The organism is Streptomyces sp. NPDC107765 (assembly GCF_055657085.1).
Genome location: NZ_JBVKBL010000006.1, coordinates 1 through 13,927 on the forward strand (window position 1 = coordinate 1; position 13,927 = coordinate 13,927).

General features: G+C 71.4%; 12 protein-coding genes. 10 read left to right on the forward strand and 2 right to left on the reverse strand.

Annotation, left to right across the window (positions count from 1 at the left end; genetic code table 11):
• Positions 1–243 precede the first annotated feature (243 nt).
• The gene (locus ACZ7MX_RS16305; protein WP_472132561.1) at positions 244–2,334 is read right to left on the reverse strand and encodes a SpoIIE family protein phosphatase; all 2,091 of its coding nucleotides are present in this window, start codon (positions 2,332–2,334) and stop codon (positions 244–246) included.
• A 318-nt stretch (positions 2,335–2,652) separates the two neighbouring features.
• Between ACZ7MX_RS16305 and ACZ7MX_RS16310 the strand changes: the two genes are divergently transcribed.
• The 6 genes from ACZ7MX_RS16310 (at position 2,653) to ACZ7MX_RS16335 (ending at position 7,988) form a co-directional block, all read left to right on the forward strand.
• A complete protein-coding gene (locus tag ACZ7MX_RS16310) occupies positions 2,653–5,025 on the forward strand; it encodes a sensor histidine kinase (protein WP_472132563.1) in 2,373 nt (790 codons plus the stop codon).
• On the forward strand, positions 5,022–5,423 hold the full coding sequence (locus ACZ7MX_RS16315; RefSeq protein ID WP_030412739.1) for a roadblock/LC7 domain-containing protein: 402 nt from the start codon (positions 5,022–5,024) through the stop codon (positions 5,421–5,423). The genes ACZ7MX_RS16310 and ACZ7MX_RS16315 overlap by 4 nt, the downstream gene beginning before the upstream one ends.
• Positions 5,420–5,785, forward strand: a complete 366-nt coding sequence (locus tag ACZ7MX_RS16320) for a DUF742 domain-containing protein (protein ID WP_472132565.1) — start codon at positions 5,420–5,422, stop codon at positions 5,783–5,785. The genes ACZ7MX_RS16315 and ACZ7MX_RS16320 overlap by 4 nt, the downstream gene beginning before the upstream one ends.
• Positions 5,772–6,362, forward strand: a complete 591-nt coding sequence (locus ACZ7MX_RS16325; RefSeq protein ID WP_472132567.1) for a GTP-binding protein — start codon at positions 5,772–5,774, stop codon at positions 6,360–6,362. Before ACZ7MX_RS16320 ends, ACZ7MX_RS16325 begins: the two co-directional genes overlap by 14 nt.
• Positions 6,363–6,460: 98 nt before the next feature.
• The gene (locus tag ACZ7MX_RS16330; RefSeq protein ID WP_030412736.1) at positions 6,461–7,081 is read left to right on the forward strand and encodes an L-threonylcarbamoyladenylate synthase; all 621 of its coding nucleotides are present in this window, start codon (positions 6,461–6,463) and stop codon (positions 7,079–7,081) included.
• 85 nt (positions 7,082–7,166) lie between these two features.
• Positions 7,167–7,988, forward strand: coding sequence for a VOC family protein (locus ACZ7MX_RS16335; RefSeq protein WP_472132569.1), 822 nt, complete (start codon positions 7,167–7,169; stop codon positions 7,986–7,988).
• Here the strand turns inward: ACZ7MX_RS16335 and ACZ7MX_RS16340 are convergent.
• Positions 7,985–8,134, reverse strand: a complete 150-nt coding sequence (locus ACZ7MX_RS16340; RefSeq protein WP_472132571.1) for a hypothetical protein — start codon at positions 8,132–8,134, stop codon at positions 7,985–7,987. The genes ACZ7MX_RS16335 and ACZ7MX_RS16340 overlap by 4 nt on opposite strands.
• An 82-nt stretch (positions 8,135–8,216) precedes the next feature.
• Between ACZ7MX_RS16340 and ACZ7MX_RS16345 the strand changes: the two genes are divergently transcribed.
• The 4 genes from ACZ7MX_RS16345 to ACZ7MX_RS16360 all read left to right on the forward strand — a co-directional run bounded on the left by ACZ7MX_RS16345 (position 8,217) and on the right by ACZ7MX_RS16360 (position 13,882).
• Positions 8,217–9,779, forward strand: coding sequence for a GMC family oxidoreductase (locus ACZ7MX_RS16345; RefSeq protein WP_472132573.1), 1,563 nt, complete (start codon positions 8,217–8,219; stop codon positions 9,777–9,779).
• Positions 9,780–9,981: 202 nt separating this feature from the next.
• On the forward strand, positions 9,982–12,000 hold the full coding sequence (locus tag ACZ7MX_RS16350; protein WP_472132575.1) for a LodA/GoxA family CTQ-dependent oxidase: 2,019 nt from the start codon (positions 9,982–9,984) through the stop codon (positions 11,998–12,000).
• The gene (locus ACZ7MX_RS16355) at positions 11,997–13,166 is read left to right on the forward strand and encodes a tryptophan 7-halogenase (RefSeq protein WP_472132577.1); all 1,170 of its coding nucleotides are present in this window, start codon (positions 11,997–11,999) and stop codon (positions 13,164–13,166) included. The genes ACZ7MX_RS16350 and ACZ7MX_RS16355 overlap by 4 nt, the downstream gene beginning before the upstream one ends.
• Complete coding sequence (locus ACZ7MX_RS16360; protein WP_472132579.1) at positions 13,163–13,882, forward strand: hypothetical protein; 720 nt, start codon at positions 13,163–13,165, stop codon at positions 13,880–13,882. The genes ACZ7MX_RS16355 and ACZ7MX_RS16360 overlap by 4 nt, the downstream gene beginning before the upstream one ends.
• Positions 13,883–13,927 lie beyond the last annotated feature (45 nt).

Sequence of the window (13,927 nt, forward strand, 5' to 3'; positions counted from 1 at the left end):
AACGGGAGGGGACGGGCCGGAGGGGCCGGTTGTGTGGACGTAAAGCGTCAGCAGTCCACACAACCGGCCCCGGAGGCCCGTCACCGCACCCACAAAAAACCCAGCCCGCCGCAGGCGCAACGGCGACCAAGCCCCGCGGCGGGAAAGACAGCTACGTGCGGGGCGCCGCAAAGCGCAACGGCGAGCAACCCCCACGGCGGGACAGCCAAGTACGTGGGGAAAAAGCCAAGCGCAGCGGAACGGTCAAAGACAACTCGCAATCAGGAGCGCCACGTCGTCCGGGTCCTCCGGGCGTCGTAGTTCGCGGAGGAGGCGGTCGCAGGTTTCTTCCAGGGAGCGGTCGGGCGCGTCCAGCAGGCACAGGAGGGTCTCCAGACGTTCGTCGAGGGAGTGGTGGCGGGTCTCGACCAGGCCGTCGGTGTACAGGACGAGCTGGTCGCCGGGGCCGAGGTGCACCGTGGTGGTCTCGAACGGGACGCCGCCGACCCCGAGCGGCGTGCCGGTGGGCAGGTCGAGGAAGGCGGGGTGCCGGCCGTGGCGGACGAGGACCGGCGGCAGATGGCCGGCGGTGGCCAGGTGGCAGATGGCGCGGTGCGGGTCGTAGATCGCGTAGACGCAGGTGGCGATGTAGTGCTCCAGCGCCGAGGTGATCTTGTCGAGGTGGGTCAGGACCTGCGCCGGGTCCAGATCGAGGTCGGCGAAGGCGCTCGTGGCGGTGCGCAGCCGGCCCATGGTCGCGGCGGCGTCGATGCCGCTGCCCATGACGTCACCCACGACCAGCGCGGTCCGGTCGCCGTCCAGCGGCAGCACGTCGTACCAGTCGCCGCCGATCTCGTACGTGGCCTGTGCGGGCCGGTACCGGGACGCGATCTGCAGGCCGGGGAGCTGCGGCGGGTGGTCCGGGAGCAGGCTGCGCTGGAGGGTCTCGGCGGCGTTGCGCACGCTCTGGTGCGAGCGGGCGTTGTCGATGCACACCGCGGCGCGGGCGGCCAGCTCACCGGCGAGCGCGAGGTCGTCCTCGTCGAACGGCTGCGGGGTGCGGGCCCGGGACATGCCCAGGAAGCCGAGGATCTGGCCCCGGGCGGTGAGCGGGACCAGCAGGTAGGAGTGCACCCCGGCGCGGGCCAGCCGGGCGGCGGCGGGGGCGTCGCGGGCGATGCGCGCGAGGTCCCGGTCGTCGGTCCGGGGCACCAGGATCGGGCGGCCGGTGCGGACGCACTGGGTGGCCAGCCGGTCGGGGGCGTAGGCGACGGTCTGGCCGGGGGGATCGGCGGCCTGGACGGCCTCGGTGGGGTAGGCGGCCTTGACCGCGAGGGCGCGGAAGAGTGCGGGTCCGTCGGCAGCGTCGTGGCGGTGCTCGTCCAGGACGGAGTCCAGTACGTCGACGGTGGCGACGTCGGCCAGTTCGGGGACGGTGACCTCGGCCAGTTCGCGGGCGGTCTGCCGGACCTCCAGGGTGGTGCCGATGCGGGCGGTGCCGTCGGCGATCAAGGCCAGCCGGCGCCGGGCCTCGGTCGCCTCCATGGCGGCCTGGTACCGGTCGGTGACGTCGACCACGAGGTCGGCCACGCCCAGCACCCGGCCCTGGGGGTCGTCCAGCCGGTACAGCGAGATGGACCAGGCGTGCAGCCGGCCCGGGTCGGCGGGGGTGTGGCCGACGATGGTGGTCTCGTCGACCATCGGGATGCCGGTCGCCAGGACCTGCCGCATCGCGGCCTCCGGCACCTCGAACTTCGGGGCGGTCATGATCTCCCGGTAGTGCCGGCCCAGGTGCTCGTCGGCGGGGACGCCGTGCATCCGTTCCAGGGCCGGGTTCACGGCCACGTACCGCAGATCGGTGTCGAGGATCGCCAGCCCGATGGGGGACTGGGAGATCAGCCGGGTGGACAGCGCGACGTCCCGCTCCAGCTCGCGCAGGGTCGGGGAGTCGGTGGCGAGCCCGAGGGCGTAGAAGTCGCCGCGGTCGTCCAGCAGCCGCATGTTGCGCAGCTCCACCATGCGTGCGGTGCCGTCCTTGTGCCGGACCGGGAAGGTGCCGCCCCAGCTCCCGCCGGTCTCCATGACCTCGGCGAACTTCTTCAGCACCAGGTCCCAGTGCTCTTCGTGCACGAGCAGTGGCGCGGCGTATTTGCCGAGCGCCTCCTCGGCGGTGTAGCCGTAGAGGTCCTCGGCCTGGGGGCTCCACAGCGCGATCCGGCCGTCGGCGTCCACGAGCACGGCGGCCACGCCGAGGAGGTCCAACAGCCCGCTCGGCGGGGACCACCGTCCCTGCGGCAGGCCGGCTTCGGGCCGGTCGCCGGCCGGCGGGGTCCCGGGGTCTTCGGCTGCGCTCACCCGGGCACTCCTTCCACTGCCCCGGCTTCCATCGTGCCCCCGTCCCCGCGGATGCGCCGACCGGGGATGCGGCCGGTCCGGGCGAGGGGCCGGTGCGCGCGGTGAAGTTCCCCTTTTTCGCGCCCTGTTCGTGCCGTATTGCGGTGGCTATTAGCACGTAGTGATCATCGAGGCAACCTCTCGTTTTCGCGTCGTGGCTGGTTATGATCGGCAACCCCCACGGCCTCACGATCACGGACCGGCGCCTTCCGTTTCCCCCACGCGGAGCGGCCGAACCGCTGATGGGCTTCTGTTCCCTGTCTCCACCCACGAGGACCGATGACTTCCACAGACCCTGAGGGCCCGCCGCCCGAAGGCCAGCGAAAGCAAGCACGAAACCGCCGGCGGGGTGTGGTCCGGCTGCGTACCCTCCTCATCTGGCTGGCGGTGGTGCCCACCGTCGCGATGGGTGCCCAAGTCTTCGTCTCCGCCGACCGGCTGCTGCAGCAGTCCGCGAATCTGCGCGCCGACGTGGCCGACGGTGAGCGGATCGGCCGGCCGCTGTACGACCTCATGGCCCAGATGCAGGCCGAGCGCAGCACGACGGCGGCGCGGTGGGCCGGCTCGCCGGTCGCGCGGGCCGTCCTGAACCGTCAGCGCGCCGCCACCGACCGCGCCGTCGCCGCGTTCCAGCGGGCGGCCGGGGGCCGCGACGCCCGGGACGACGACCGGGTCGACCACTACCTCCGTGAGGTGCAGAAACAGCTCGGGGAGCTGGACGCCTACCGCGAGCGCACGGATGCCCGTTCCGGCAGCGCGGACCGGACCATCAGCTACTACGGCGACGCGATCGGCCGGATGATCCGCGTCTACCAAGAGTTCAGCAACATGGACGACGCCGAGCTCACGCAGGAAAGCCGGCCGGTGGTCGCCCTGTTCGAGGCCTCCGAGGTGCTCGCCCGCGAGGACACCCTCTTCGCGTCCGCCGGGCCGGCCCGAAGGCTGAACGGGGCCAGGTTCGGCGAACTCACCGACTCCATCGGCGCCCACCGCTTCCTCTACGGCACGTCGATCGTGCCCTATCTGCCGGAAGACGGCCGGAAAGCCTATGCCCGGATCGCCGCCTCGGACGCGTGGAAGACCATGTCCCGCATCGAGGACGCGGCCCTCGCCGACCACCACGACATCCCGAACGGCGTCGCACTGCCCCGCGCCGTGGGCGACTGGCCGGCCGCCTACGGCACGCTCGTCCCGCAACTGACCGCCCTCAACTCCGAGCGGGTGCAAGGGGTCATCGAGCACGCCGACGCCACGGCCGACGCGCTGGAGGCCGAGGTCTGGTGGATGGTCGCGGGCAGCGCCGCGGGCCTGCTGCTCGTCGTGGCCGTCGTCGTCTTCACCACCCGCACGGTGCTGCGCCGCATGGCCATGCTGCACGAACGCACCGTCACCGTCGCCGAGAAGACCCTCCCGGACATCGTCGACCGGCTCCAGCGCGGCCGGCCCGTCGACGCCGCCGCACTGCCCGGACCCGGGCGGGAACGGGACGAGGTCGGCCGCATCAGCGACGCGTTCGCCCGGGCCGTGACGGTGTCCGTCGAGGGCTACCGGCAGCTCGCCGACGAGCGGCACGGCTTCGGCATGTTCGCCGCGGGCATCGCCGCCCGCACCGGAAACCTGGTCAGCCGCCAGCTCAGCCTGACCGAGGACCTCCAGGACACCTTCGGGCACGACGAGGCGCTGCTCGCCCAGCTGATGAAGTCCGACCAGCTGACGGTGGGTATGCGGCGGCAGATCGAGAACCTGCTGATCCTCGCCGGCGGCGAGATCACCGACCCGCACACCGAGCCCATGCGCGTCGCCGACCTGCTCCGGGAGGCCGCCGCGGAGGTCGAGGACTTCCGCCGGATCGACCGGGTCGCGCTCGACGAGATCAGCGTGGAGGCCCGGTCCATCAGCGCGATCAGCCACCTCCTCGCCGAACTGCTGGACAACGCCACGCGGTTCTCCCCGCCGGCGTCGAAGGTCGCCATCCGGGCCGAACTCGTCACGGACGGCCTGTCCGTGGAGATCGAGGACCGCGGCCCGCGCGTCGCCGCCGAGCGCTACGAGGAGATGAACGCCCGGCTGCACGCCGCCCCGCCGTACGCCGTCCTCGCCGAGAACGCCCACCGGCTCGGCCTCTTCGTGGTCGGCCACCTCGCCGACCAGTTGCAGGCCCGGGTCACCCTGCGCCGCTCCGCGTTCGGCGGGACGGCGGCCATCGTGATCATCCCCCAGGACCACCTGGTCCGGACCGAGGAGGCGGCCCCCGCCGCGACGGCACCGCGGGTCCCCGCGCCGGAACGGCCGGCCCCACGCACCCCGGCGCAGCCACGACAGGAGGAGCGCAAGCCCGAACTCGTCCTCCACGCACGCCCCGTGGCGCCCGCCGAACCCGCCGAACGGGCCCCCGCCGGGGCCGGGCTGCCGCGCCGTCAGCCCGCCGAGGCCCGGGCGACGGTCCGGCCGCTGCCCCGGGGCGGCTCCGCCCCGCCGCCGCTGCCGGAACGGGTGCCCCAGACGCACATGGCCCGGCAGCTCCGCGAGCCCCGCACCGTGGAGCCGGCCGGCCAGGACACCGCGACCCCCGAAGAGGTGGCCGACGCCTGGGCGGATTACGAGCAGGGCACCGAAACAGTGGAAATCGAGCTCCGACAGGACCAGCCATGACGACGAACGACATGATCTACAGCATTCTGGACAACAACCTGAGCCGGATCGCCGGCATCGAAGGTGCCGTGCTGCTGTCCAACGACGGCATCCGGCTCAGCGCCTACCTGCTGGAACGGGACCAGGCCGAACGGATAGCCGCGGCCTCCTCCGGCATCGCGGCCACCATGAAGGCCATTTCCCGGGAGGTCGGCGGCGGCCGGGTGATCCGGCAGCTGGTGGAGATGGACGACCGCTACCTCTGTCTCGTCGGCTGCGGCGAGGGCAGCACGCTGATCGTCGTCACCTCGCGCAAGGCCCGCCTCGGCGAGCTGGGCGGTGAGGTCGTACGGGCCTCGCAGGCGCTCGGGGAGTGGCTCGGCACCCCGGAGCGCACCGCGGCCCCCGAGCCGTCATGACGGCCGGCCCGCAGCCGGCCCGGCGGCGCCGCACGCGGCTGTACGCCCTCACCGACGGGCGGACCACCGCACCGCGCACCGTCCTGACCATGGACACCCTGATCACGGCGACGGTCGCGGCGGATGCCGACGGCAGCCTGTCCACCGAATGGCAGGCCATCCTCGCCATGTGCCGGCCGCCCCACGGGCGGGCCGTCGCCGAGATCGCCGCGCGCATGCACATGCGCCTCACGCCCATGGCGGTCCTCCTCGGCGAGCTGGCGGACCGCGGTCTGATCCATCACCGGCCGCCGCTGGAAGCGGCCGAAACGTCCAATGTTCATCTGCTCAGGAAAATCAGGGACAACCTTGCCCGGATATGACACAGACGCCCTGGAAGAGTCACCCGTCAAGATCCTCATCGCCGGTGGATTCGGGGTCGGCAAGACGACGCTGGTCGAGGCGATCTCCGAAATCGAGCCGCTGCGCACCGAGGAGCGGCTGACCGCCGCGGGCGTCGGCGTCGACGACCTCCAGGGCATCGAGGACAAGTCGGCGACCACCGTCGCGATGGACTTCGGCCGGATCACCCTCAGCGACGCCGGGGTGGTCCTCTACCTCTTCGGCACACCGGGTCAGGAACGCTTCTGGTTCATGTGGGACGACCTGTTGGCGGGCGCGCTCGGGGCGATCGTCCTGGTCGACACCCGGCGGCTGGACCGCAGCTTCCCGGCCGTCGACTTCTTCGAGAACCGCGGGCTGCCGTTCGTCGTCGGCGCCAACTGCTTCGACGGCGAGCAGCCGTACAGCGCCGAGCAGATCAGGGCGGCCCTGCACCTCAAGGACCCGGACACGCCCCTGCTCATGCTCGACGCCCGCTCCCGCGAGGACGTCCGCGGCGCCCTGCTGTCGCTGCTGGACGTGCTCATCGCCGAGGTGGAACCGGCCCCGTCGGTCTGACCCCCTGCGGTGCCGGGGCGGCCGGCCGTGGTCCGGCCGCCCGGCGCCGCCCGGCAGGCCACCGGGGCGGCCCGGTTCCGATCACCTAGACTCGCCGGATGGCGAAGTACTTCGATGTCCATCCCGAAAACCCCCAGCGGCGCACCCTCACCACCGTCGCCGACAGCATTCGCTCCGGCGCGCTCGTCGCGTATCCGACGGACTCCTGCTACGCGCTGGGATGCCAGCTGGGCAGTCGGGACGGCATGAGCCGGATCCGGTCGATCCGGAACCTCGACGAGCGCCACCACTTCACCCTGCTGTGCCAGAACTTCGCGCAGCTGGGGCAGTTCGTGCACGTCGACAACGACGTCTTCCGCGCCATCAAGGCCGCGACGCCCGGGAGTTACACCTTCATCCTCCCCGCGACGCGGGAGGTCCCGCGGCAGCTGCAGCACCCGAAGAAGAAGACCGTCGGCGTCCGGATCCCCGACCACCTCGTCGCCCAGGCCCTGCTCGCCGAACTCGGCGAACCGCTGCTCTCCAGCACCCTGCTGCTGCCCGACGAGGACGAGCCGATGACGCAGGGCTGGGAGATCAAGGAACGACTCGACCATGTGGTGGACGCCGTGCTCGACTCCGGGGACTGCGGCACCGAACCGACCACGGTCATCGACTTCTCCGGCGGCGAACCCGAGATCGTACGCCGTGGCGCGGGCGACACCGCGCGGTTCGAGTAGCCACCCGACGGGTGCCGCACTCCGTTCGGCGCGCGGACCGCACCCCGCGCGCCTAGCGTGAAAGGCGGAAGGAGTGAGGCACACCATGAGCGATTTCCCGGAAGGCGCCCCCTGCTGGGCGGACGCCATGTTCAAGGACGTCGAAGGCGCCAAGAGCTTCTACGGCGAGGTGCTCGGCTGGACCTTCGGCGAGGCGGCCAGTGAGTTCGGCAATTACACCCAGGCGTATTCCGACGGCAAGGCCGTCGCCGCCGTCGTCCCGCCGATGCCCGGCGGTGACGACGTGCCCTCCGCATGGTGTCTGTATTTCGCGTCCCACGACGTGGCGAAGACCGCAGAAAAGATCAAGGCAGCCGGCGGCACCCTCCTCATGGAGCCGATGCAGGTCGGCTCGTTCGGCTCGATGACGCTCGCCCGGGAGCCCAGCGGGGCCGTCCTCGGGGTCTGGCAGGCCGGCGAACACCACGGATTCGAGAAGGTGGCGGAACCCGGCGCGTACTGCTGGGCGGAGGTGTTCACCCGCGCCCCGGAAAAGGCCGATGCCTTCCTCCAGGCGGTGTTCCCGTATTCCGCGAAGAAGATCGAGCCGGGCGACGACCCCGAGGCCCAGGGCATGGACTTCAAGGTCTTCAGCCTCGGCGACTCCGGAAATCCGGTACTCGGCCGGATGAAAATGGGTGACGAATTCCCGGCCGAGATCCCCTCCTACATCCAGGTGTATTTCACCGTCGCGAACTGCGACGACGCCGTCGCCGCGGCGAAGAAGCTCGGCGGCCGGCTGCACTTCGGCCCCATGGACAGCCCCTTCGGCCGCTTCGCCGCCCTCACCGACCCCCAGGGCGCGGCCTTCGCGGTCATCGACACGACCACGACGGCCGGCGAGATGCCGCGGATGAGCGACGCCTAGCGGACACCCTGCCGGCCGAACACCCCGCCGGAGCCGGACACCCCGCCGGAGCCGAACACCCCGTCAGTCCCGGCGACCCCCTCCGTCCCCTCGATCCCCTCGATCTCCTCGACCCCCTCGCCCCCTTCGTCCCGTCGGTCCGACAATGGCCGGTTTTCCGGTGTGGGGGACCGGCCGATACGGCTTGGGTGGGGGATCCACCACCGTGTTTGGGGAGGGGACGGGACGGTGTACGTGTACGACTACATCATCGTGGGTGCCGGGTCGGCGGGGTGCGTACTGGCAGCCCGGCTCAGCGAGGACCAGGACGCCCGGGTCCTGCTCGTCGAGGCCGGGCCGCCGGACGACGCCCGGGAGATCCACGTACCGGCCGCGTTCAGCAAGCTGTTCCAGACGAAGTACGACTGGGGCTACCTCAGCGACTGCGAACCCGGATTGGACGGCCGCCGCCGGTTCCTGCCCAGGGGCCGCATGCTCGGCGGTTCCTCGTCGATGAACGCCATGATCTACATCCGGGGCAACCGGCGCGACTACGACGCCTGGGCCGCCGCCGGCGCCGAACAGTGGGCGTGGGACGACGTCCTCCCGTACTTCCTGCGCGCCGAGGACTTCCAGGGGCCGCCCTCTCCCTGGCACGGCACCGGAGGGCCGCTCACGGTCAGCGAGGGCCGCTCCCGAAGCCCCCTGATGGCCGCCTACGTGGCGGCGGCGCAGGAGGCCGGGCATCCCCTCACCGACGACTTCAACGGCCCCGAACAGGACGGCGTCGGCCACTACCACCTCACCCAACGCGACGGCCTGCGCTGCAGCACCGCCGTCGGCTATCTGCGACCTGCCCTGGCCCGGCCGAACCTCGACGTGCTCACCGGAGCCCGGTGCACCCGCGTGCTGTTCGACGGCGACCGCGCGACCGGCGTCGAGCTGGACCGCGGCGGGGAGCTGCTGCGGCGGCGGGCGGAACGCGAAGTGGTGCTCTGCGCGGGCGCGTACAACTCCCCGCAGCTGCTGATGCTGTCCGGGATCGGACCGGCCGGGGAACTGGCGGCCCACGGCATCACCGCCCGCGTCGACCTCCCGGTGGGGGAGAACCTCCAGGACCACCCGCACGTCGGCCTCACCTTCCTGACCGACACCCCGTCCCTGCTGGCCGCCGAAAGCCCGGACGCGATACGGCAGTTGGAGGACCACGGGACCGGCCCGCTCACCTCCAACGTCGGCGAGGCCGGCGGCTTCCACCGCACCCTCGACGGCCTCGAAGCCCCCGACATCCAGGTGCACGCCGCCCCGGTGTTGTTCCACGAGGAGGGCCTCGGCGCGGTCACCGACCACGCGTTCATGGTGGGCGCGGCCCTGCTCACCCCCACCAGCCGGGGCAAGGTCTCGCTGCGCTCCGCGATCCCCAGCGCACAGCCGCGCATCCTGCACAACTACCTGGCCACCAAAGAGGACCGGGACACCTTGGTCCGGGCGGTCAGGCTGCTGCTGGACATCGCCGACCGGCCCAGCCTGCGCAAGCACCGCAGGGCCGACTTCCGCCACCCCGCCTCCCTGACGGACGCGGGCCTGCTGGACTTCGTCCGGAGCGAACTGCACACGCTGTACCACCCGGCGGGGAGCTGCGCCATCGGTCCCGTCGTCGACCCGCGCCTGAGGGTGCACGGGGTGCGCGGGCTGCGGGTGGTGGACGCGTCCGTGATGCCCACCGTCGTACGGGGCAACACCAACGCCCCCACGATCATGATCGCCGAAAAGGCGGCGGACCTGATCCGCGACCTCCCGGCACCCGTCTGAGCCTGTCGGCCGGAAATCCGCAGGTATATCGCCCGCCGTCACCTTCGGTGAATTGACGGCGGGTGATACGGGCCGGGTGGCGGCCGGAAGGGTGAATTCGTGCACTCATTGTGACGCCTTGGGAGAGCGGTCCGCATTGAGGTGTTCCTACGGTTGAGTCATCGGTGGGCATGTGTGGCCCCACCCGAACGAAGGCTCTTCCATGGACACCCAGATCGTACAAATAAAGATTCACCCTGCCATCGGCATAGCCCGGGTGGGCAACAGCGATCAGCAGCCCTTCATCGGCCCGGAATCACCGGACCAGCCGGCACTTCCGGCCGGCTCGTACAAGGACAGCTCGGGCAAGGTCATCCGGCAGGCCGCCCGATTCCGCATCTACGGCTACAACGAGAAGGGGGAGGTCGTCAAGGAACTCAAACTGGGCCAGGACGGCGTGACGGACATCAAATGGTCCGTACATCTCGCCAACAAAAAGCCTGCCTGGTACCAGTTCCACATTCCGCTCGACATCCCCGAAGCCACCGCCCTGCCGGACGCCCAGCGGCGCCGCCGCAATGTCGACGTCAAGGGCGCGGACCGGAAGAAACTCGTCATCGACCCCGGCCGCAAGGACATCCGCGCCTCCGCGCAGGAGACCGCCACCTTCGACGGCAAGATCATGGACAAACCGGTGTCCCTGGGGTCCATCTCCACCCAGCAGGACGGCCGCCTCCTGGTCGTCGGCGGCGTCGGCAGGTCGGCCTCCTACGCCACCCCGGAGAAGCCGATCACCGGTGTCACCAACAACGACACCTGGTACGACGACGTCTCCGACGGCCCGGTGACGGCGGAGGTCACGATCAACGGCGCGACGAAGGCCGCGACCCCCAGCTGGGTCGTGGTCGCCCCGCCGCACTACGCCCCCGGCGTGAAGACCGTCCGCACCCTCTACGACCTGCTGTACGACGTGTTCGTCACCGAACAGACGCTGCCCGTCGAGCAGCAGCCTTCGTTCCCGGACGACATCGAACCGCTGCTGGGCCGGTTCTGCGATCTGCAGTGGGTCAACCACGGCTTCGCCACCCAGTTCGGCTGGCAGGGACCGCACGACTTCCGCAACCCGGCCCTCCGCAAGCGGCTCGCCGACCCGGGCGAGGCCAGCCGCGAACTCCGTCGCCAGGTCTACGTCCAGATGCGCGACTACTGCCGGGACGGCATCTCCCCCGTCCCCTGGCCGTGGATCTACGGCGACGCCATGGCCAGCAAGCCCAACTCCGTCCGGCAGCACATCACCCTCTCTCCCACCCAGGACCGGATGCTGGCGCTGTGGGCCGAGGGCCACTTCACCACCGGCCCGACCCGCACCGGCCACCCCGACGTCGACCAGGCGCCCGTCACCGAGCAGCCGCGCCTGCTGGACCGGGGCGCGCTGGAGAACTGCGCCGCCGACGCCTTCCATCCCGGCTGCGAGGTCACCTGGCCGGTGCGGCACAAGACCATGTACTCCGAGCCGTTCCGCATCCTGCACCGCACTCCCGACAACCCGGAACGCGACTACGGCGATGTGCTCAGCCTCGTGGACGCCCTCGGCAAGAACGGCCCGCTGTACGCGCAGGGGCCCGGCGACCTCACCCGCTGGATGGCCGCCCCCTGGCAGTGTGACGCGGCGAGCTGCCGCTCCGGCTACGAAGTACGTGCCGGGCTCGGCCCCCGCTACAGCCCCTATCTGCCGACCTTCTGGCCCGCCCAGGTTCCCAACCACGTGCTGAAGCAGGCCGACTTCGACATCGTCAACACCAAGCCGACCGGCGATGACGACAGCGCCAGGGAGAACGCCTTCGAGAACCGGGCGGTGTGGCTGCGCGGCCTGAAGGGCACCGACTTCAACGTCCAGCGCCGCCAGATGATCGACGACTGGTACAAATTCGGCATCGTCCGGACCCAGGAATACCAGGTGGGCGACGAGAAGTTCCCCCGGTTCATGCAGGTGGAGTCCGAGCCCGGATATCCGACGGCCCCCGACCACGCCAACCTCATCAACATCCAGGTGCCCGAGGCGGGCGTGCCCCAACTGGCCGCCGCGGCCGACGCCTGGGGCGGCAGGACCCCGGCCGAGTCCGTCGAGGCGGACCTCGTGCGCCAGGCGGTGCAGGAGGTCAGGGAGGCGACCGGAGTGGACGAGACGGCGATCGCCGCCGGATACCTGGAGAAGCTCGACCCCCTGCACGGCTCCCCGTGAGCCCCGGGCCCGCCTACGACGTCGTGGTGGCGGGCGGCGGTCCGGCAGGCTGCGCCGCCGCGCTCGCCCTCGTACGGGCCGGGCGCACGGTCCTGCTGGCCGACGCCGGCACCGGGCCGCCCAAGGCCGGTGAGGCGCTGGTCCCCGTGGCGCGGCTGCTCCTCGCCGACCTCGGCGTCGACCGGTCCGTGCTGGGCGCCGGCCATCTGCCCTGCCACGGCAACCTGTCCGCCTGGGGTTCGGCCGAACTGCACGCGGTGGACTTCCTCCACGACCCGTACGGGCACGGCTGGCACCTCGACCGTGGGCTGTTCGACCGGCGGTTGCGCGCCGCCGCCCGCGCGGCCGGTGCCGACCTCGCCGAGCGCACCGCCGTACGGCGCCCCGACCGCCAACCGGACGGCACCTGGCAGCTCGCGCTGCGCGACCGCTCCCGCGGGGACGAGGAACGCACGGTCCGCTGCCGCTGGGTGGTGGACGCCACCGGTCGGGGTGCGGCGATCGCCGTCCGCGCCGGCGCCCGGCGGCGGACCGGAGACCGGCTGACCGCGCTCCACCTGACCCTGGACCCGGCCGCGCAGCACACCGCCGACGGCCGTTCCCTGGTCGAGTCCGACCAGGACGGCTGGTGGTACACGGCCCTGCTGCCCTCCCGGCGCCGGCTGGTCGCCTACTTCACCGACCCCGATCTGCCCGTCGCCGGCGGACGCGGCGCCGAGCGGTTCCGGGACCGGCTGCTGGCCACCCGGCACGTCATCGGCCGGGCCCGCCCGCACGGCCTCACCTCCCTTCCGCCACCCCGGCGGGCCGCCGCGCACACCGCCCATCTGGACCGGGTGCACGGCGACGGCTGGACGGCCGCCGGCGACGCGGCGGCCGCCTTCGACCCGCTCAGCTCCCAGGGCATCCTCACCGCCCTCTACACCGGGCTGAGCGCGGGCCGGGCGGTCGACGCCCGGCTCCACGGCGACCGGACGGCACTGGCCGGCTACGCGGCGCAGGTCGCCACGGCCCGTACGGCCTACCGGCACGACCACCGCGTCGTGCACGCCCGGGAAACCCGCTGGCCCGACCGCCCCTTCTGGGCCCGACGGCAGCACCCACCCCACCCGGACGCCCGCACCCTCCCGAACACCCTCCACACGAAAGGCACGACCTCACCATGAGCACCACCCCCGAAGCCGGCCACGCCGGACACGAGCACATCCACCGCTTCCTGATCCTCGGCAAGAAGAAGCAGTTCTTCTACCACCTGGCGCTGTACAACCCGCAGTCCGGCCACGACTACCAGGCGGTCTTCACCTTCACCATCAAGGACAACGGTGAGCTGCGGGACATGTACCTCAAGGACCTGGCGCAGCACGAGAGCGAGCGGGTCTTCTACTCGCTGCGCTGTCCGCACCACTTCGAGCTCCCGGAGCTCCAGCAGGGCAAGGTCTTCAAGGTCCACCTGGAGCGGGTCGTCGTCGACAAGGACGGGAACCGCGACTTCCAGCAGATGACGACGTCCGAGACCGAGGTGGAGTGCAAGAAGGAGGACGTCCGTCACTTCCGCAAGCTCGGCAACCTCCCCTACCCCGAGTACCTCACCTACCTGATGTTCGGGGAGGGCGAGGAGATCCACCTCGCGCACCAGCTCGCGGCCCGCCCGAACTGGGACGAGGCGGTCACCATCAACCCCATGGCCGCCATCGACCCGGCGACCCTGAAGAAGGTCCCGACCCTCGTCATCGAGTCGATCAAGGACGCGCACGGCACGCTCATCGAGAGCCCGCTCAAGAAGGGCCAGCAGTACGAGGGCAAGCTCAACGGGGACGAGTCGACCCTCGACTTCACCGTGGGCCGCCAGGGCTGGTGGAACCACACCAGCCTCAACAACTGACCGACCCCCCAGGTGTCCGGGCCGCGACCCTCGCGGCCCGGGCGC

Excerpts from the sequence above, each read along its gene's own strand:
- ACZ7MX_RS16360 (WP_472132579.1), top strand. The coding sequence starts at position 13,163 with ATGAGCACCACCCCCGAAGCCGGCCACGCCGGACACGAGCACATCCAC.
- ACZ7MX_RS16315 (WP_030412739.1), top strand. The coding sequence starts at position 5,022 with ATGACGACGAACGACATGATCTACAGCATTCTGGACAACAACCTGAGC.
- ACZ7MX_RS16320 (WP_472132565.1), top strand. The coding sequence starts at position 5,420 with ATGACGGCCGGCCCGCAGCCGGCCCGGCGGCGCCGCACGCGGCTGTAC.
- ACZ7MX_RS16330 (WP_030412736.1), top strand. The coding sequence starts at position 6,461 with ATGGCGAAGTACTTCGATGTCCATCCCGAAAACCCCCAGCGGCGCACC.
- ACZ7MX_RS16350 (WP_472132575.1), top strand. The coding sequence starts at position 9,982 with ATGGACACCCAGATCGTACAAATAAAGATTCACCCTGCCATCGGCATA.
- ACZ7MX_RS16310 (WP_472132563.1), top strand. The coding sequence starts at position 2,653 with ATGACTTCCACAGACCCTGAGGGCCCGCCGCCCGAAGGCCAGCGAAAG.
- ACZ7MX_RS16335 (WP_472132569.1), top strand. The coding sequence starts at position 7,167 with ATGAGCGATTTCCCGGAAGGCGCCCCCTGCTGGGCGGACGCCATGTTC.